The sequence below is a fragment of the Nostoc sp. DSM 114159 genome (assembly GCF_053470285.1).
In genome coordinates, this window is the sequence record NZ_JBPFEH010000001.1 from 7,251,474 (window position 1) to 7,271,551 (window position 20,078).

Genomic DNA, 20,078 nt, shown 5'->3' on the forward strand with positions numbered 1-20,078 from the left:
AACCCAACTATGCAGACCTTCTTAGACGAAGCAACCAGACGACGCCAATATCAAGCATTTCCCCAAACAGAACCTATAGAACTGTGGAATACTGCTTCAGTTGATGACATTGAAATTGTAATTCGAGCAGTTTATCGGCAAGTGTTGGGTAATGCTTACATCATGGAAAGTGAGCGGCTCGTAGTTCCAGAATCCCAACTCAAGCAAGGCATAATTGATGTGCGTGAGTTTGTGCGTCAAGTTGCCAAATCAGAATTATATCGCTCTAGATTTTTTGATAACGTTTACCGCTACCGAGCAATTGAACTTAACTTCAAACACCTACTCGGCCGCGCTCCCGATGACTACTCTGAAACTAAATATCACAGCAACATTTTAGATGAGAAAGGTTTTGAAGCGGACATTGATTCTTATCTTGATAGCGACGAGTATCTAGAGGCCTTTGGCGAGAACATAGTGCCATATTACCGGGGTTATAAAACTCAAACGGGCAAAAAGATATTGGAATTTACCAATATGTTACAATTGCTTCGGAGCAATTCTAGCAGTGACAAGAATCTAGCATCGAATAATGAACCTCAACTGGTGCGATCGCTAATTACCAACGCTCCTTACGGTAGACAGAAACTCACGGATATTAGTGCATTGCTGGCTGAAATATTCAAGCCCAAGCCAGAAACTGCTGCTCCAGTTAATACCTTTATTACAGCTTCCACAGCAGCCGAGGAAAGCTTGCGGCAAAAGATTAAAGAGCAAGAAAGCCAGATTGCAACTTTGCAACAACAATTAGCAGACTTAAGACCATTTGCCAGCATCGGCACAACAAAATTTAGTAGTAGTTGGCAGTCTTCTAGTTTGCCCACTAGCACAGGAGAATATACATCTTTGCAACAGCAAGCTGACGCCCAAGAAAAACAGATTGCAGCTTTGCAAGAGCAAATTGCTGATGCTCGACGATCTGCGACAATTGGGGAAGCTCGGTTGAATAAATGGCGCAGTCGCGTTTTTAATGGCTAATTTCTTTAATATTTCTCTAATGTTTAGTTTTATCGGGTGGGTTAGGCAAGTTTAACTCACCCGTTTTTTACTGTAGACATAATATAAAATCCAGACCTCGTTGGTGAATTCAAAATCAAACAAGCTAAAAGTCATTAGTCATTAGTCATTAGTCATTAGTCATTAGTCCTTTGTCATTTGTGTTTACCAAGGACAAAGGACAATTGACAAAGGACAACCTCACCAGTTGATGTGCTTTTCTTTTTGCGTAAAATCTTAAAGATTTCCTGATATTTTCCGAGTAAGCTTGAAACAACAAATAATCAGAAAGTGTCTGAATTATTGTTCTAATAGACTTACAACTTATGAAAAAAGCTATAATTTATCGATATCGTACTTATGGACTAGTTGGGTTAATATCCTTAAGCGCTGTATTAACTACATCTACATCTGCCTTAACACAATTGGCAGGCGATTCCCCAATTGGGCAAACTCCTATCCCTACTGCTAACTTAATCTGGCCAACTAAAGGGTTTATTTCTCAAGGCTTCCGCAAATATCAACACGAAGGCATTGATATTGCAGGGGAATCTGGAACTCCTGTTGTTGCTGCGGCATCCGGTACAGTTGTTAAAGCAGGTTGGGATAATTGGGGATTAGGAAATGCCATAACTATTAAACATCTCGATGGCAGCACTACTGTTTACGGCCACAATCGCCGTTTGTTGGTGAGCAAGGGTCAACAGGTTATTCAAGGTCAAATGATTGCTGAGATGGGATCTACAGGCAATAGTACAGCACCTCATCTGCACTTTGAAGTTCATCCAAATGGTCGAATAGCAGTTGACCCCCTTCGTTTGTTGACATCCGTAACTGCAAGTGTTGGCTTTGGTTCTAAAGTTCAGCCAGTGGATAACCAGAACCATCCAGTTTCGCCACCCCCAGTAGCAAATCAAGTTTCACCCTTACAGCAGCCAATTCCTATAGATTTTGCACCTGTAAGCACTGATACGAAATGTAATGGAATTAGTCTTATTGAAGGTGAAACTGCAAGCTATCGTGTAAAAGTCTGTAAAGAAAATGGTCAATTATTTTATATTGGGCAATTGAAGCAATCCCCAAGCAAGCCTATAAAGATATTAGCTTTAAATATTGGTAAAGACAGATATCGAGCAGATAATGGTAGTTTTTATTATTTAGTCACTCCACAAAGAGTTGAAGTTTGGCGAAATGGTAGTCAGATTCGTTCTGACAGTTTTTATAATTTAACGAAATCGCCTTGATATTCTTTCTACCTTAGTTAAATATCACTCTTTGCTATACCAGATTGTTAAAAACCTAACTACTACGCAGACTTTATTAGGACTTACGCACTGAAGCCTGAAACCCCGATCCCCCCTAACCCCCCTTAAAAAGGGCGGGAAGTCTAAAGCCCCCTTTTTAACGTAAGTTCGACAAACCTCTCCCTCCCAGCCTTCCTCTCCTTAAAGGAGAAGGAGGAGAACGAGTAAGGAGGGTTTTTGCTCCCCTCTCCTTGTAGGAGAGGGGCTGGGGGAGAGGTCAAAATAGCACTCGTCGAACTCACGTCTTTTTAAGGGGGTTGGGGGATCTGAGTGCGTAACTCCTATTTATTTCGCTTAAACTCAGGTTTTGAACCGCTTTGATATCCCCTGCCTACCACAGGTTCAGACAGGGGATATTACAGCAATCAATTGAAGAAGAATGCAGAATTCAGAATTCTGACTCTTGAATTCTGTTCAATAAAACTTTCAGTTTAAATACACTTGCTAAAAGTTAAGTGTTAATTGAAGCAAGTGGTTGAGAGCCATTTGGCACAGAGCCATTATTTAGGATAGGCTGACGAGTTTTCAGATCAAATTTGAAGCCATGTGGCAAAATATGAAGCTTTGCTCCACAAATCGCCAAAGACTCATCCTTCAAAATTTCGCCCATATTGTTATATGTAGCTTCTGATTCATCAACAATCGTAACCGCACCTTCACCAATTACTTCAACTTGGTTATCTACCACTACCATAGCGGTATTTTCATCAATCCCAAATCCCAAGACAGCAGGCTGTAGTATCAAAGCTGATATTAAACGTCCCAAGCGTCCTCGTTGGGAAAAATGCTGGTCAATTACTACCCCTGGTAAAAATCCCATACCTGGGCCCATTTCGACAGTTTCAATCCGAGGATGTGTTTCTGAGTCGCCTTCCACAATCATTACGTCTGGCATTACAGCAGCTCCGGCGCTTGTGCCTGCAATAACTGCGCCTTCAGAAAAGCGTTGGTGAATAGCCGTATCGATTTCGGTATCTTTGAGAATGCTGGTAATACGAGCTTGGTCTCCCCCTGTAAAAAACACCCCAGTTGCTTTACTAATAGCTTCCAATGCGGTAGATGAAGCTGCATCTTCACGGGTTTCTGTATCAATAATGCGAACAGTTTCGGCTCCCAGGCGCTCAAACACTCTGATGTAATTTTCTCCCACTTCTCTTGGTAGTTCTGTGGCTGCTGTCAGAATTACAATATATGCCTTTGTGCCTCCAGCGCGTCTTACAAAGTCCCGCAAAATTACGGAATCACCCTCTTTATCTTCGGCTCCCCCAATAATTACTAACTGCTTTTTGATATTACTTTCAACCATGATGCCCCCTGGGATTTGAGTTAATAAATTTCACTAAAACATGACAATTCAATGTATCAAATCATCCCTTTGATAGATTACTTGATAAAAGTAGGGTTAACATTTGCGTAGACGCATACCCATACGGGGATCTTGCTATGCAAAGCGTCTATCTGCGACACGCTGTTCGCGTTCGTACAGAAGCGGCTTGTCGTTAGACATCGCAATTAGACCAAAGTACTCTTCTGAAAAATTATTAATTTTCCAGTTGCTAAATAAAATCTACAACATCAACTGCCTCTAGAAGTATTTTCTAGAGGCATTTTTGGCTATATTGCTAATGGTCGATTGGAGATTTATCGGGCGATGTAAGTAATTGGTATTGACCCTAGCTGGATGCAAATAGATGTCTGATGGCAAGTCCTAATGAACTTGACTTTTGTAAAGCAAGTTAGTTAAGAAAAAACGTGCTTGTTCGAGTGGGAGATGCCTGGGTTTGCCTTGGTAGACAATTTGATATTCATTCATGTCTGGGCCATCTCCATGTCCAGAGATCAGCTTTTGGTGAAAAGCTTCGTCAGCCAGTTCTCGAATTTCATCTCTTAGAGCAGCTTGTGTGCTATTCATACTTTGCTGTCTTTTTATACTGTCTTTTTAATGCCCTACATCTATTTATACAATTTTTAGATGAGTGTTGTACCTTTCAAAGGTTATATCTTCAATTATTCATGAGGATGAATTGACTGTTCTTGGTTCCTGACAGAAGATTGAAGATTTAATTATGCCTTAAGATAGTTAAAAATGCTTAGTAATAAAGTTAACGTGGGTTCTGATTAGCTCAGTGGCAAAGCCATTACTCTCCAAAATTAACCTGAGTCAATTTACAATCAATAAGTCTGAGTAACTACAACTCAGCATTAAAAATTCAGGGTGTTTAGCCGAAGGTTCGTAATCAATGGTTCTACAAAAAAGCAGTGAATTAGTCCGCATTAATGCTAGAAGAACGGATGTATTCGATATTTTCAACTTCAAGCATTACCTTGGCCCCAACCCTTATTTAAATGTAGGGGCGCTAGCATTTGATTTTGCTCTAATTGACTCTAGAGAGCCTTTACCCATTGAAGATTATATTGCCAGCATTGGCGATCGCTATCCAAATCTTCGCGATCAGACCTACGAATCTTATGCCCATCTCTTTGCCCAAGTTGTCTCCGAAGCCGGAAAATTGGACATGGATTTACACCTTGACCGCTGGAGTGTGAAGCCATATCCAAATCTCACGCGGATTAGCATCCAATCACTACATGAACGCACAACTAGAGAGGTAATTTACTTTGTTTGGGATTGGTTTGAAGCCATTACCCAAGACGAAGACTTTGCCTTTGATGAGCAGCTAGTAAGACTGCAAGATAGATTTCGCGCATCTGTCTACGGAGGCCCCACGGTTTACGCCCTATTGCGAACAGCTTATGAAAAAGGTATTCCCGCCTTTTATTTGTGGGAAGAAGGATTGATGCAATACGGTTTAGGAAAAAAACACGTCCGGGGGGTAGCAACAACATTTAACTGTGATAGCCATCTAGATTCCGAGTTTACTACCCGCAAAGATGATTGTAAGGCATTTTTGAAAACCTTGGGTTTCCCTGTGCCTGAAGGTAGCATTGTCTTTACCGAGAAAGAAGCCTTGGCAGCAGCAAGAGAAATTGGCTACCCAGTGGCAGTTAAGCCAGTGGTAGGTCACAAAGGAATTGGCGTTACGGCTGATGTGCAAGACTCAAAAGAACTGATATCTGCTTATAATCGGTCACTGGCAGCGATTCCCGAAAATCAGCAAACCCGAATAATTGTTGAGAAAAGCATCTCAGGATCGGATTTTCGGATGTTGTGTGTCAATGGTCGATTCGTCGCCGCCACAGAACGCCGTCCCGCATCAGTTGTGGGTGATGGGTATTTAACGCTTGCAGAGTTAATTCGCGAAGAGAACCGCAAACCTGCACGTTTAGACACGCCAACCTCGCCGATGAGTAAAATTCAGATCGATGAAGCGATGGAACTCTACCTAGAGGAACAGCGTTTATCATTAGACAGCGTGATTGAGAAAGGACGCACTGTTTACCTGCGTAAAGTTGCCAATCTTTCAGCTGGAGGTATGAGCATTGATGCAACCTCAACAGTTCATGCTGACAATATTATCTTGGCGCAAGATATTGCCCAACATTTCCAACTGACTTGTCTGGGAATTGATGTGATTACCAAAAGTCTTGCAGAATCTTGGAAATCCAGTAACTTTGCTATCTTGGAAATCAATGCTGCACCAGGCGTTTTAATGCATCTTAAACCTTCTGTTGGTGAAAGTGTTGATGTACCTTCTCATATTTTAGAAACCTTTTTTGAGTCGGGTACGGATGCCAGGATACCAATTATGACCTTTAACAAAATCTCAGTTGAAGAACTGCAAGCAACGATTGACCATATCCTTTTGCAAAATCCCAACTGGACAATAGGTGCTGTTTGTCGTGATGCCGTTTTTGTGAATCGCTCGAAAAAAGTATTAAGCAAAGATTACAACAGTAATGTTCAAACTTTGCTACGTCATCCCAAACTTGATTTGCTAATTGCCGAGTATTCTGAAGAAATCCTCGAAGAACAGGGCATATTTTACCAAAATAGTAATATCGTAGTTTTGGATAATCCCACCGAAACTGAGATGATTTTGGCGCGAGATGTTTTCGATGGTTCGACTGTGGTGATTAAAAAAGGCAACGATATTTCTATTCGTCGCAAAGGGTTGATTGAAGATTATACTTTGGGTGAAGATGAACCATTTACACGGGTTTATTTGAAGGAAACTGGAGCAATTTTGTAAGTGAAGTAAATAGCGAATGGGGCAGGGGAGCAGGGGAGCAGGGGAGCAGGGGAGCAGGGGAGCAGGGGAGTAGAGGAGAAAGTTGCAGTAAGTTTTTACCCTCTGCCCCTTTGCTTCTTCCCATGCCCAATTTACAGTTCAACCTTCCAATGCTGGCGAGATTAAAGCTGTTTACGGACGCGATCGCTTCTATTATGGATGGAACAAACAAGTCAAATCCTCTTCTCTTCTGCCTCCTCCCTTCTGCCTCCTCCCTTGTTTCTTAGAAGAATGCTTGGAGTCAGCTAAACTAAAGAAGAAATTGCTTAAGAAGTTTTAATAATTCTGCTGTTATGAGTACTGATTCACCTGTTAATTCTCCCGAAAAACCTGAATCTACATTCGGGAAGCGTCTGAGAAACTTCTTAATTGTAATGGGAGCGATCGCTCTTAGCGTTTCTCTGGTCTTAGGATTGCGAACTGAAACAACCTCGGCAACTCTAGCTAAGTTAAGCGAGACTTCCACACCTTTAGAAGTAGCAATCAGCAATGGCAAACCATCTTTAGTCGAGTTTTATGCTGATTGGTGTACTGTCTGCCAAAAAATGGCACCAGATATCACTCAACTAGAAACAGAGTATGCTGACAAGATGAATTTTGTCATGCTGAATGTAGATAATACTAAGTGGCTGCCGGAAATGCTGAGATATCGGGTGGATGGAATTCCCCATTTTGTATTTTTGAGTCAGCAAGGAGAAACCATAGCCCAAGCCATCGGCGATCAACCCCGGACGATTATGGCTAGTAATTTAGAAGCTTTGGTTACTGGTTCTTCTCTGCCTTATGCTCAAGCTAGCGGCAAAGTTTCCAAATTTTCAGCTCCAGTAGCACCAACGGCGAATCAAGACGATCCCCGCAGTCATGGGAGCCAGGTGGTAAATTAAAATAATTCGTAATACTTCGGCTACGCCCTTCTCTACGAGAGGCTGCGCCAACGACTACGCTCAGGACAAGCTCAGTACAAGTTCGTAATTCGTAGTTAAAGACTGTTATGTAATGGGATATTTTATGTAAGAGATTGCCGCTTGAGACGCTTTTGAGCATACATTAATTTGTCAGACCTGGCGATTAGTTGTTCTAGTGACATATTGCTCTCTGGTGAGTAACGCTCTATGCCGATACTCATCGAAAGTTTATAGCTACGGTTTTGCTGTTGATTAAAGTTAGCGATATTTGTTTGTAGACGCGCTTGGATAGTATCAGCGTCCTTAAAGTAGCTTGAGATGAAAACAATGAACTCATCCCCACCCAAACGGGCAACAATATCTGAGTTCCGAAAACTTTGCTTAAGTAATCGACCAGCATCAATAATCAAGGCATCTCCCATGTCATGACCAAGGGTGTCGTTAACCTGTTTTAGTCCATCTAAATCAATGAAGATAACCCAGCAAAACACTTTCATGCGGTGAGCAATTTTCAACTGCTGTGCAGCCATCAGCAAGAATGCACGTCGGTTATGCAAACCTGTTAGTTCATCTGTCAGCGATAACTGTCTTCCTTCGATCTCTGCTTGTTTGCGGTAGCGAACTTCCTGAATGAGTTCTATTTGAGCGATCGCTTGACGACTTAGACGGCGCAGTGCATCTAACTGCTGATAACTTAAGTGATGAGGAATGGTATCTAGAACACACAACGTCCCAATTGGAAAACCATCAGGCGTAATTAAAGGAACACCAGCATAAAAACGAATTTTGGGATTACCTTTGACTAAGGGATTGTTATTAAAGCGATCGTCTTTAAGGGCGTTAGGAACCACTAATATTTCCTCTGGTTGTAGAATGGCATAGGAACAAAAAGACCCATCTCTGGCTATTTCGCTGCTTTCTAGTCCAAGCTTAGATTTAAACCATTGGCGATCGCAATCAACTAAGCTAATTAAAGCAATTGGAGTCTTACAAATGTAGGCAGCGATCGCAGTTAGGTCATCAAATGCTTGTTCGGGTAGGGTATCTAGAATATTGTAGTCTGCCAGCGCTTTGAGCCTTTGTGCTTCATTGTCAGGTAGAGGAACAGGTTGGGTTTTCACAGATGAGTGTCTACGCCTTAGCCAGGAAAGTCTAAGACATTGTAAATTTTGAAACAACCGCAGTACTACCTCTCCAGCTACAAAGCTGGGTAACATAAATATCTCTGCAACAAAAATCAACATTCGGTTGAATATACAGAAATATTTTATTACATGATGTTCTTCATGCCTTTGGTTTGCTCTGTTGTTCATGTCACCCTAACTTTCCCTGTGCAAATTCCTTAAGTATCTAGATACTTACAAGGTCTTTTGCCCAAAGAAATCTTAAAAAATATCAATATTCGCAAAAAATTATCAAAACTTATTATGTTGTTAAAGTTCTTTATCATGAATTAATGTTTTTGATACCATTAATTTGTTTATATCTACGTGAGTTCCGAGGATTAGAAACGGATTAGGAGAACTTCTTCTCATAATTTGCTTAAGCGATGTCTACGATGGGCTACGCCTACGCTTAACTTTGCAGCACAGTTTTGCTCATCTCTGCACGCTTACGCAAATATGATACGTATTTTAGAAGAAGTGGTAGACCGTCCCTCCTTACCAAGGGCAGCTACGGTGTATACACAAGTCTGAAATAGCTGAGAAATACACGGTTTTACCCCACCCTAACCCTCCTTTCTGGGGCAGGTTTTTTTGATTAGACAAATTTTTGGGATTTTAAAACCAAAACCATTGTCTGAGAACTTAAAACTACGTTCAATAATTGAGAACATTCTCAACTATTTATCGAAAGCCTAAAAGCCTGCCCTTGAAAGCCCTAACCCTCCCCGTATGTATTGGTGAGGGAACAAGATTTCTTATTTCCCCCCTTGATAAGGGGGGATTAAGGGGGGTAATTCGACTTATGTATACACCGTAGCCGATATATTGGGGAGGGAACTAGATTCCTGTTTCCCCCCAATACATCGGGGGGATTAAGGGGGTCAGAAGGATTTGTATATACACGGTAGACCAAGGCAGGGGATTAAAACGATCTTAAATTGTCACGAATGATTTAGGACTGCTATATAAGCAACAGATACCTCGAAGTCGTTTTGAGGTACTCCAAAGTCGTTTCGAGGTACTCCAAAGTCGTTTTGAGGTACTCCAAAGTCGTTTCGAGGTACTCCAAAGTCGTTTCGAGGTACTCCAAAGTCGTTTCGAGGTACTCCAAAGTCGTTTCAAGGTACTCCAAAGTCGTTTCGAGGTACTTCAAAGTCGTTTTGAGGTACTCCAAAGTCGTTTTGAGGTACTCCAAAGTCGTTTCGAGGTACTCCAAAGTCGTTTTGAGGTACTCCAAACTTTATCGCACCGCGATCGAGTACACAGGTGCGTAGGCGTAGCCCACACTTCGACTTGGCTCAGTGACCATCGTAGGCATCGCTTTCATAAATTTTCACAAACCAATCAATTGCTTGACTTTTAAGGCAGTCGCTACATTAATAGATTTTATTACAAGAAAGTAGGTCGGCAGAATAAAACCAAACTATATTAACAAAAATGAACGAGGCTAAAATCCTCTTCCCTCCTGCCAACTGAGCCTCCAGCAAGACTGGCTTATCCCAATGACAAATATTTACGCCTACCTACTTAATCACCCGAACTTGATATAATTAGCTGGACACGATCTAAGATGCTAAATCTCGAACGCGGTGGAATAATTTTCTCTACCTAGATTAATTTCCCGCATTACATTAAGCTCAAACTACTCTTTATACGACTCTAAAATTCCACTGCGAATCATTAGTTGTGGCCAAAACAACACAAAAAATGCCATCCACGTTCCTATTGGGATGGAAACGAGAACTGTTAGCCAGATAGTTTTAAATAGTAACCAGCTACCACCAATCAGTGTTACACCTGTGAGAACTATAGACCAGGGTTGACACCACCAAGGTTTGTAGTTCCAAGGATTTATGGGCTTTTGTTCAGACATTAGTTTTATTTAGTCAAACTCCAAATATTCTTTTAATAATTATGAATTGTTTTGCCAGATTAAGTTTTATCGTACTCTATTTTGCCATAGTCAAGTTTGATAATTCGGTCTGCTAAATGAAAATAGCGATCGTCATGGCTAATTACCAGTACTGTTTTGCCCCGCGATCGCAGTTCTGGGAGAAGTTGAGTGTAGAATATTTCTTTGAATACTGGATCTTGATCGGCTGCCCACTCATCAAACAGATAAATTGGTCGATCTTCCAAGTAGGCTGTGAGTAAAGCTAGCCGTTTTCGTTGTCCTTGAGAAAGAGCAGTGGTAGAAAGTTGTCCATTCTCAACTTTCACCTTATGGTCTAGTTGCAGTTTTTGTAAATATTTTCTGGCTTGAGCATCCAAGTAAGAATTTTTTAATCCTAAAAGTTCTTCAAATAAATAAAAGTCGGAAAACACCACGGAAAAATGCTGGCGATACCATTCTCGATTCTCTTCGCTAATTAACTCATCATCAAACCAGATTTCGCCGTTTTCTGGGATATAAAGCCCAGTAATTAATTTAGCTAATGTAGATTTACCGCTACCATTACCGCCAACAATAAAGACTAATTCTTGAGGATAAAGTGTTAGATCGACGGGGCCAAAAATAAAGCTATTGTCTTCTTGCTCTGTGTAGTAAGTGTGGGTGACACCTTGAATTTTTAACCTCTGCCAGTCAGATTTCAGAGCAGGTGGAACAGTGGATATTTCAGTTCGACTAGCTAGAGATAAACCCAGCGATTCGATTTTTTGTAAAGCAATGCTAGCTTTGCTTAATAGAGGAAGTTTACTAATGATGTTATCCATTGGTAACACCAAGTAAGTGAAGGTCAAAATGTAGCCAGAGAGAGTTTCGGGATTAATAGTAAGCAGATTAGGCAAGACAAACAATACAAAACCGAGAGCGAAAAAAAATATGAGTTGGCCCCAGCTTGAAGTTATGGCAAAAAGGCTTAGACCGTTAACGTTGTGATTGCGAAAATCGTTAGCAGTTGATTGTAATTTTTCTTCTAAAAAGTCTTCACGTCGCTTGTAATTTAGTTTAAGTTCCTTGACTCCTTCGGTAATGGTGCGAAAATCTTTAAACAACCGATCTTCATCTTCACGAGCTAAAGTAAGTAATTTCCCGCCTCTGTTGAGTAGCCATTGACAACTAGCGATCGCAACTACTGAAATCCCACAAACCATTAACAATACTAACCAAGAAAGCCAGGTTATATATGTTATACAACCCAGGACGATCGCTAAATTAATAAAGATAAAAGGCATCTGATAAACAGCATTAGCAACCGCCTGAATATCTTCTGTTAAAGTAGCCAATAATCGAGGATTCCCTAAGCGTTCCAGATGACTCAACTCGGAAGCGAGAATCTGACGACTTAAACGCATCCGTAATTGCAAGACTGCATTCTGAGAAAGGCGAATCAGCATCACTTGAGAAACGATACTGGTAATTAGTGCAACTATAGCCAGCCCCGCAAAACCCCAGATTATCGATGTGAGGCGGGAAGCATTACCGCTACTTGCAGCATGGCTAATTAAGGCAATCAAGCCAGCACTACTACCGCCACTCAAAAATCCGGTAGCGATCGCGATCGCCACCATCCCCCACGAAGAACGCAAAAGAAAGTAAATCAAATTCATGACAGATGCCTATACCCAGTTGGACACAACAAAAAATGAAAATCTCTCTTTTTATGTCCCATGCGCGATTTCCATAATAGTTGTTTGCCAACCAATCAAATTTGCATTGCGAGGGTAGATTTTATATTTTACCAGTTAAATACCCTTTCAAATATGACGATGAATCAGGCAGAAGGCAACATTGGACGATTTATAATCTTTAGGACTTTGTTTTGAGCAAAAATACATTTATAATTCCTTCTGCCTTCTGCCTTTCTTTGGTAAGCTAGTTGGAATTACAGCTAATTATGTCAAGAAACTGTCAAATTACCTGCTCAGTTTTTCAGGGTGAAATTTGCAATGACTGTGAATTTAAAGTCTTTAGAGAATCAAATTAATGTAGCCGGCAATTCTCAAACCGCTTCTGTCACTCAAGGAACCCGCTACGTTCCTTCGCACCATCGACGCATTCTGTGTATTTTTCCTAAGTACAGCCGTTCCTTTGGTACTTTTCATCATGCTTACCCACTGATGGGTAGTGTCCGGGCTTTTATGCCACCCCAAGGTATTTTAATTGTGGCTGCCTACTTACCTAAAGAATGGGAAGTGCGGTTTATTGATGAGAATGTCAAATCAGCAACTAGGGCTGATTATCAATGGGCTGATGTGGTGATTGTCAGTGGAATGCATATCCAAAAACCACAGATTAATCAAATTAACGAACTTGCCCATCGAGCCGGGAAAATTACCGTTGTCGGCGGCCCTTCCGTATCTGGGTGTCCAGAATATTATCCTGAGTTTGATATTTTACACTTGGGCGAATTGGGAGATGCTAGCGATCGCATGATCGAATATCTAGACCAAAACTCTCAACGTCCCCAACAACAAATTCGCTTTGAAACCAAGGAACGTTTACCCTTAACAGAGTTTCCCACCCCAGCTTATCATTTGCTGAATATCAATGATTACTTCTTGGCAAATGTGCAGTTTTCCAGTGGTTGCCCTTATCGCTGCGAGTTTTGCGATATTCCCGAACTCTATGGCAACAATCCCCGGATGAAAACGCCAGAGCAAGTAGTCGCGGAGTTAGATGCAATGCGACAATCTGGCAATTTAGGAGCAGTATATTTTGTTGATGATAACTTTGTTGGCGATCGCCGCGCCGCCATGAAGTTACTTCCTCATCTGATTGACTGGCAAAAACGCAATGGCTATCCCATCCAATTTGCCTGTGAAGCAACCCTTAACCTCGCTCAAAGTCCCAAACTGCTGGAAATGATGCGCGAAGCTTATTTCTGTACAATCTTTTGCGGGATCGAAACACCAGAACCAAATGCCCTCCATGCGATTTCCAAAGACCAAAATCTGAGTATGCCAATCTTAAAAGCGATTCAGGTTTTAAATAGTTATGGTATGGAAGTAGTTTCGGGAATCATTATTGGGTTAGATACAGATACACCAGAAACAGCAGACCGAATTCTCGAATTTATTCGGGCATCGCAAATTCCCATGTTGACAATTAACCTGCTTCATGCGTTACCGAGAACTCCATTATGGCGGAGATTAGAAGCAGAAGGGCGACTTGTCTATGATGAAAACCGGGAATCAAATGTTGAATTTTTGATGCCCTACGAGCAAGTTGTTGAGATGTGGCGGCGCTGCATTACAACTGCTTATGAGCCAGAATTTTTATATCAGCGATTTGCCTACAATATGGAACACACCTATCCAAATCGCATCGAAGTTCCTAACAGCCCCTCTCGAACTTCTGCGGCTAATATTCGCAAGGGTTTAACTTATTTAACTAATATTTTGGTGCGGATAGGCTTATTTAGTAACTATCGTCAGACTTTCTGGAAAATGGCCAAGCCAGCACTAAAAGCAGGTAATATTGAAAACTTAGTTCACGTTGGACTTGTTGGACACCATTTGATTAAGTTTGCCCAAGATTGTGCCAAAAATGAAGAATCGGCTTCGTTTTATTCCCAGAAAATCGTTACGAAAGTTCGTAGCTAAGGTAACTATTAAAATAAGTCTTGAGAGCCTGAAAGTCTGTTAGAGGTATATACAGAACTGTAAAAAAGTAACCTTGAAGATACACTCGCGATACTTCCTGGGAAAGACGCGATCGCACTGCTACCTACCTAAGATTGTAAGGGTTGAAAGCCCACAGTCTATGCAATTATTTGGTAGCAATAAAACCATAGCAAGCGAGTGTGGAGCAGTTACATAGGAATTTTTAATGGTTATGAACAGTTCAGTGACCCGACCCTTGGCTGTCGTGACAGGTGCCTCTAACGGCATCGGTTATGAACTCGCAAAACAGTTTGCTCAAAACGGCTTCGATCTTCTAGTTACAGCCACCGGATCGAGCATTGACGAAGCGGCTATTGCCTTCGAGGAACTGGGTGCTAAAGTTGAGACGGTGCAGGCCGATCTCGCTAACTATGACGGAGTTGAGACACTCTACAACCAGATTAAGGCAACTGGGCGACCAGTGGATGCGATCGCCATCAACGCAGGTGTTGGTGTCGGTGGTGATTTCGCCCGTGAAACCGATTTAAAGGACGAACTCAATCTGATCGATCTAAATGTCGTGTCCTCTGTACATCTTGCCAAACGGGTGGTAAAGGATATGGTTGAGCTTGGCAAGGGTCGAATCCTTTTCACGTCGTCGATTGCCGCTTTGATGCCCGGCCCGTTCGAGACAGTCTACGCCGCCTCCAAAGCTTTTGTGCATTCCTTTTCAGAAGGGTTACGCAACGAATTGAAGGACACGGGCGTTACCGTCACCGCCCTGATGCCGGGGCCCACCGATACCAACTTCTTCCACCGCGCGGGTATGGACGACACAAAAGTGGGCACGGATCAAAAGGACGATCCGGCTGAGGTGGCCAAGCAGGGTTTTGAAGCTTTGATGGCAGGCAAAGATGACATCATCGCTGGTTCGCTGAAAACGAAGCTTCAGGGAACTGTGAGCAAGGTCTTACCTGATACCGTCAATGCTGAACTGCACCGCAAACTCAGTGAGCCAGGATCGGGCAACAACTAATTTGTACCCAATCAAGACTCATTTTAAGCAGGGTGCGATCGCCTGGGCTAACGGACTTGCAAAAAATAAATTATCCCAAATTATTTGCACATCTGTAGGGGCGTACAACTGTCATTGGTGTCAACTTCAGCTAAAAGCCTTTTCAAATCTCGTTTCCAGCCTAGAGGCTGGAAATGTTGCTCTTGGCGGCTCTGCCGCCAGCAAGGGAGGCGGAGCCTCTAGGACGGCATTCCCAGTCGGAGACTGGGAACAAGAGAAATCTTGTTCCCTCCCCTTTACAAGGAGAGGGTTAGGGTGGGGTAACGAGGATAGTCATGGTAAGTGAGTGGTTTTCAAGGGTTTCACGCTAAGTTGACACCAAGGCACAGATGTGCATCACTACTTATTTTGACCGTCAAAGTCGTAACGGAGGATTTATGCAAATTCATCATCTCAATTGTGGCTGCATGTGCCCGATTGGCGGGGCCCTCTTCGATGGCTTCAGTCGCGGCCCGAAAGCTCACCTCGTCTGCCACTGTCTGCTGATCGAGACAGAACAGGGACTTGTTCTAATTGATACTGGCTTCGGACTGCGCGATATCAACTCGCCTTACTCCCGCCTCAGCCCGTTTTTCATTCATTTCAATGGCATCCAGTTTGATAAAAAATACACAGCAATCGATCAAATTGAAAAGTTGGGATTTTCCGCGCGAGATGTGCGTCATATTGTGCTTACCCACCTCGATTTCGATCATGCCGGTGGTCTGGAAGATTTCCCGGAAGCAACCGTACATGTAATGCAAACTGAGATGGAAACCGCCCAGGATCGGCGCGGATTCATTGCCAAAAGGCGCTTTCGTCCACAACAGTGGGATGAGGTTAAGCACTGGAAGTACTATTCGGCGGGAGGCGAACCTTGGTTCGGCTTTGAAGCAGTACGTAACCTCGACGGACTACCGCCAGAAATTCTCCTCATTCCCCTTGTTGGTCACACGCGGGGTCATGCTGGTATCGCCATTGATACACCAGAGGGTTGGCTTCTCCACGCAGGTGATGCCTATTTTTATCGGCACGAGATGGACTCAGCCAAAAAAAGCTGCACTCCAGGTTTACGCGCCTACCAATGGATGATGGAAGTGGATCGCAAAGCTCGATTGCTCAATCAAGACCGGCTACGCGCATTATCAAGCGATCGCAATCAAGATATACGCCTGTTTTGTAGTCATGATGCTGTCGAGTTCAAAGCATTTGCTGACCAATCTAGTACAACACGGCAAAAATAAACCAGTCATTCCAAATCAACAAAAGCTTGGTTATAGCGATTCCCAGTTAAGTGAGGTACAGATAATATTTTGAAACGCAGAGGGACGCAAAGTAAAGCGCAGAGGTACGCAGAGATTTTTCGCTCAAGAGAGAGAAATAAGAAATTTAATGAATGATTTAGAACTGCGATCGCATCAGCTGCCCTTTAGGTTTTATCCTAAAAAAGTGTTAGCTAAAACCTGCAAAGGGAAATCTACCTGTGAAAAAAACTTTGTTTCTCAGTCCTCCTTCCTTCGATGGGTTTGATGGTGGTGCAGGTTCCCGATACCAAGCCAAGCGCGAAATTACTTCTTTCTGGTATCCGACATGGTTGGCGCAACCCGCAGCCCTTGTGCCTGGTAGCAAGCTTATTGATGCACCCCCACACGGTCAAACAGTAGAAGATGTCATCGAAATTGCTCAAGATTACGAGCTAATTATCATGCACACCAGCACGCCTTCGCTGGCTAATGATGTCAAGTGTGCCAAGACAATCAAAGCTCAAAACCCTGATGTCAAGATTGGCTTGATTGGAGCGCACGTCGCAGTATTACCAGAACAGACGTTGCTTGAAAACCCAATCATTGACTTTGTTTGTCGTCACGAATTTGACTATACTTGCAAAGAAATAGCTGAAGGTAAATCTTGGGAAGAAATCACAGGTTTAAGCTATCGCGATCGCCAGGGTAATATCCATCATAATCAAGATCGTCCGTTGATTCACGATTGGGATTCGATGCCCAGTGTATTGCCGATTTATCACCGCGATCTAGATATTACCAAATACTTTATTGGCTACTTATTGCATCCATACATTTCCTTTTACACTGGGCGGGGCTGTCCGGCAAAATGCACCTTTTGCCTTTGGCCGCAAACAATTGGCGGACACTTATACCGCACAAAAAGCCCCGAAGCTGTTGGGCGCGAAATGGAAGAAGCGAAAGCGATCTTCGGTGATAAAGTGCGGGAATATATGTTTGATGATGACACATTTACTATAGACAAACAGCGAGCGATCGCCATTAGCGAACATCTGCGGCGACTCAAACTAACTTGGAGTTGCAACGCTCGTGCCAATCTAGATTATGACACTCTGAAAAAACTACGCGATAATGGTTTACGCCTACTTTTAGTCGGGTTTGAATCTGGAAATCAGCAAATTTTAGATGGAATAAAAAAAGGAATCAAGCTGGAAGTAGCGCGGAAGTTTATGGAAAATTGTCATAAACTTGGCATTACTGTACACGGTACATTTATTATTGGCTTACCCGACGAAACCCCACAAACAATTGAAGAAACGGTGCGGTTTGCTTGCGATATTAGTCCGCATACAATTCAGGTTTCGATCGCAGCTCCATATCCTGGAACAGAACTTTATCGCCAAGCACAAGAAAATAATTGGTTTAGCAACAATTCCTTAGTTGCTAGTTCAGGAATTCAAATGTCTACACTGCAATATCCAAATCTCTCCAGTGCTGAAATTGAGGATGCAGTTGAAAGAATGTATCGGAAATTTTACTTCCGTCCCAGAGCGATTATTCCAATTGTTAGCGAAATGCTCGCCGATCCCCAAATGTTAGTGCGTCGCTTGCGCGAAGGGCGGGAATTTTTCTCATATTTAAAAGACCGTCGCACCCAAGCAACAGCAAAAGCAGAATCAGTAGTTGTTGGTTAGTTATTGGTTATTTTTATGGAGGAATTGACGATAACCCAGCCAAATAAGTAAACGCACAAAAATAATTTACTGCGATCGCGATCGCACCGTGTAATTAATTCTGTCTGAACTACTTATCAACAAGTTAAAAATTCTTCAGCCATGAAAATAGGAAGCAAAGAACACAAAGAGCTTTTTTGTCGTAGCTTTCTTGAAAGTCACTTGGAGTATGAACCAGAAAGCCTCCCTTGGCCGAATCTGGATAATGTTGCTCTCGAAAGCTTGCGAAGCATTCCTTTTTGGAGAGAAGCACTCAATACCGAACAAGAAGCAGGAGTGATGGTAAACGCTTTTGCAGCCACAATTAGCGACCCTGTATTAAAAGAAGCGATCGCTCTCCAAGGGATGGAAGAAGTTCGCCACGGTAAACTAATTAAATTCCTGATCGAGCGCTACGATCTTCAAATTTCCCCGCCTCCTGAACCTGTACTTCCTAGTAATATTAAAACCGCCTTCCTTGACTTTGGTTTTGGTGAATGTCTTGACTCTTTTTTAGCCTTTGGCTTGTTTGGGCTTGCTCGTCGTCATATCAACTACATTCCAGAATCATTATTTGATATCTTCGATGCAGTTCTTAATGAAGAAGCTCGTCATATCATGTTTTTTGTGAATTGGGTTACATACCAGCAAATTCAGGAGGGTAAAAGTAATTGGTCGCGGGGAATTAATGCTCTTGTACATTACAGCAGAGCATTACAAGATAAGATTAAAGCCTTTAGTGGTTCTAACGAAGAACAACAAGAGGGTTTCACAGCTACCGGTGCTAGCAACTTTATAGATAATTTAACCCCAGAGTTATTGTTATCTACTTGCTTGCAAGAAAATACTCGACGGCTTGGTGTCTTTAATCGAGAATTACTTCAACCGCAACTGATACCAAACCTAGCGAAAACTGCCTTAGCAACTTTTAGGCTTATACCTCGGCGTCAGTCTAATTCAATAGCTCAATTATCGGAACCTTAAAAATCCAAAACTTATGCAAGCACAGCGATTCGCCATCATCAATGGTGATGACTTTGGTTTCTCTGAAGGAGTTAATCAAGCAATTATCAAAGCACATAAAGAAGGAGTGCTAACTAGTACCAGCCTGATGGTGAGTGCTGATGCTGCAAAAGAGGCTGTGACTTTGGCAAAAGCAAATCCAAACCTGGCTGTTGGACTACATCTTGTGTTGGTATGTGGTCGTTCTGTCTTACCGCCAGAGCAAATTCCTCATTTAGTTGACAAACAGGGTAACTTTTCCAACAGTCCATTTTTCGCCGGTTTGCGCTATCAATTTGTCAAAGAAACCCATCAAGAACTGCGCCAAGAAATTCGCGCCCAATTAGAAAAATACCGTTCTACTAATTTACCTCTTTCTCATGTCGATGGACATTTGCATTTGCACATACATCCAGTAGTCTTGCGTATTTTAGTTGATTTGGCAGCAGAATTTGATATTAAAGTAATTCGTCTTCCCAGTGAAGAACTGAGAATGAACTTAAGAGTGAATCGCAGTCATCTACTGACAAAACTAGTTTGGTCAGGAGTATTTGGCAGACTACGCCGCTATGGTGAGAAATTGCTAGAGTCCCAAGGTATTAACTTTACCCAAAGAGTTTACGGTTTATTGCAAACTGGAGGCATTACAGAAGAATATTTACTTGGATTGATACCTCAGATTCAGGCAAACTTGGTTGAGATTTACTCTCACCCAGCAATCGCCAATGGAGAACTAAGTACAGGAGAAGCAGAACTGGCTGCATTGTTAAGTCGTCAGGTACGCGAAGCGCTCCTGAGTAACGGCTTTGAACTTACTAACCATCATTTTCTATCCCAACGTATCACCTAAATTTGATTTTCCATAATTCAAAGTAATAACTTTGTCATCCAGATTTCATTTAACATACATACAAAAATC

The 20,078-nt window shown here is 42.3% G+C and carries 16 protein-coding genes; 11 read left to right on the plus strand and 5 right to left on the minus strand.

Annotated elements, in window-relative coordinates; all coding sequences use genetic code 11:
• Nucleotides 1-9: 9 nt before the first annotated feature.
• Both ACR5KR_RS30800 and ACR5KR_RS30805 read left to right on the plus strand, forming a co-directional pair.
• Complete coding sequence (locus tag ACR5KR_RS30800; protein WP_448269158.1) at nt 10-1,017, plus strand: phycobilisome rod-core linker polypeptide; 1,008 nt, start codon at nt 10-12, stop codon at nt 1,015-1,017.
• A gap of 344 nt (nt 1,018-1,361) precedes the next feature.
• Complete coding sequence (locus ACR5KR_RS30805; protein ID WP_445628973.1) at nt 1,362-2,279, plus strand: M23 family metallopeptidase; 918 nt, start codon at nt 1,362-1,364, stop codon at nt 2,277-2,279.
• Between the two features lie 511 nt (nt 2,280-2,790).
• Here the strand turns inward: ACR5KR_RS30805 and ACR5KR_RS30810 are convergent.
• Complete coding sequence (locus tag ACR5KR_RS30810) at nt 2,791-3,645, minus strand: cyanophycinase (protein WP_445628974.1); 855 nt, start codon at nt 3,643-3,645, stop codon at nt 2,791-2,793.
• 402 nt (nt 3,646-4,047) lie between these two features.
• Nucleotides 4,048-4,251 carry a hypothetical protein gene (locus ACR5KR_RS30815; protein ID WP_445628975.1) on the minus strand — a complete coding sequence of 68 codons (204 nt, stop codon included), beginning with the start codon at nt 4,249-4,251 and terminating at the stop codon, nt 4,048-4,050.
• 328 nt (nt 4,252-4,579) lie between these two features.
• On the opposite strand from ACR5KR_RS30815, the gene ACR5KR_RS30820 reads away from it, so the two are divergent.
• Both ACR5KR_RS30820 and ACR5KR_RS30825 read left to right on the plus strand, forming a co-directional pair.
• Complete coding sequence (locus ACR5KR_RS30820; protein ID WP_448269159.1) at nt 4,580-6,490, plus strand: ATP-binding protein; 1,911 nt, start codon at nt 4,580-4,582, stop codon at nt 6,488-6,490.
• Nucleotides 6,491-6,822: 332 nt separating this feature from the next.
• Nucleotides 6,823-7,413, plus strand: a complete 591-nt coding sequence (locus ACR5KR_RS30825) for a thioredoxin family protein (RefSeq protein WP_448269160.1) — start codon at nt 6,823-6,825, stop codon at nt 7,411-7,413.
• 122 nt (nt 7,414-7,535) lie between these two features.
• Here ACR5KR_RS30825 and ACR5KR_RS30830 read toward each other — a convergent pair whose 3' ends face one another.
• From ACR5KR_RS30830 to ACR5KR_RS30840, 3 genes are all read right to left on the minus strand, one after another.
• Nucleotides 7,536-8,747, minus strand: coding sequence for a sensor domain-containing diguanylate cyclase (locus ACR5KR_RS30830; protein WP_448269161.1), 1,212 nt, complete (start codon nt 8,745-8,747; stop codon nt 7,536-7,538).
• 1,495 nt (nt 8,748-10,242) lie between these two features.
• The gene (locus tag ACR5KR_RS30835; protein WP_099099524.1) at nt 10,243-10,473 is read right to left on the minus strand and encodes a DUF6737 family protein; all 231 of its coding nucleotides are present in this window, start codon (nt 10,471-10,473) and stop codon (nt 10,243-10,245) included.
• A 59-nt stretch (nt 10,474-10,532) separates the two neighbouring features.
• Nucleotides 10,533-12,152, minus strand: coding sequence for a cyclic peptide export ABC transporter (locus ACR5KR_RS30840; RefSeq protein ID WP_448269162.1), 1,620 nt, complete (start codon nt 12,150-12,152; stop codon nt 10,533-10,535).
• Between the two features lie 339 nt (nt 12,153-12,491).
• Between ACR5KR_RS30840 and ACR5KR_RS30845 the strand changes: the two genes are divergently transcribed.
• The 7 genes from ACR5KR_RS30845 to hpnK all read left to right on the plus strand — a co-directional run bounded on the left by ACR5KR_RS30845 (nt 12,492) and on the right by hpnK (nt 20,009).
• Entirely contained in the window at nt 12,492-14,147 is a 1,656-nt protein-coding gene (locus ACR5KR_RS30845; RefSeq protein ID WP_448269163.1) for a B12-binding domain-containing radical SAM protein, read from the plus strand.
• Nucleotides 14,148-14,373: 226 nt separating this feature from the next.
• Nucleotides 14,374-15,183, plus strand: a complete 810-nt coding sequence (locus tag ACR5KR_RS30850; protein ID WP_448269164.1) for an SDR family NAD(P)-dependent oxidoreductase — start codon at nt 14,374-14,376, stop codon at nt 15,181-15,183.
• Nucleotides 15,158-15,508 carry a hypothetical protein gene (locus ACR5KR_RS30855; protein WP_448269165.1) on the plus strand — a complete coding sequence of 117 codons (351 nt, stop codon included), beginning with the start codon at nt 15,158-15,160 and terminating at the stop codon, nt 15,506-15,508. The genes ACR5KR_RS30850 and ACR5KR_RS30855 overlap by 26 nt, the downstream gene beginning before the upstream one ends.
• A 121-nt stretch (nt 15,509-15,629) precedes the next feature.
• Nucleotides 15,630-16,445 (plus strand): MBL fold metallo-hydrolase, encoded by an 816-nt coding sequence (locus tag ACR5KR_RS30860; RefSeq protein ID WP_448270391.1) that lies wholly within the window; start codon nt 15,630-15,632, stop codon nt 16,443-16,445.
• A gap of 239 nt (nt 16,446-16,684) precedes the next feature.
• The gene (gene hpnJ / locus ACR5KR_RS30865) at nt 16,685-18,139 is read left to right on the plus strand and encodes a hopanoid biosynthesis associated radical SAM protein HpnJ (protein ID WP_448269166.1); all 1,455 of its coding nucleotides are present in this window, start codon (nt 16,685-16,687) and stop codon (nt 18,137-18,139) included.
• A 141-nt stretch (nt 18,140-18,280) separates the two neighbouring features.
• Nucleotides 18,281-19,141 carry a ferritin-like domain-containing protein gene (locus ACR5KR_RS30870; protein WP_448269167.1) on the plus strand — a complete coding sequence of 287 codons (861 nt, stop codon included), beginning with the start codon at nt 18,281-18,283 and terminating at the stop codon, nt 19,139-19,141.
• A 13-nt stretch (nt 19,142-19,154) separates the two neighbouring features.
• Nucleotides 19,155-20,009, plus strand: coding sequence for a hopanoid biosynthesis-associated protein HpnK (gene hpnK / locus ACR5KR_RS30875; protein ID WP_448269168.1), 855 nt, complete (start codon nt 19,155-19,157; stop codon nt 20,007-20,009).
• The last annotated feature ends 69 nt before the right edge of the window (nt 20,010-20,078 follow it).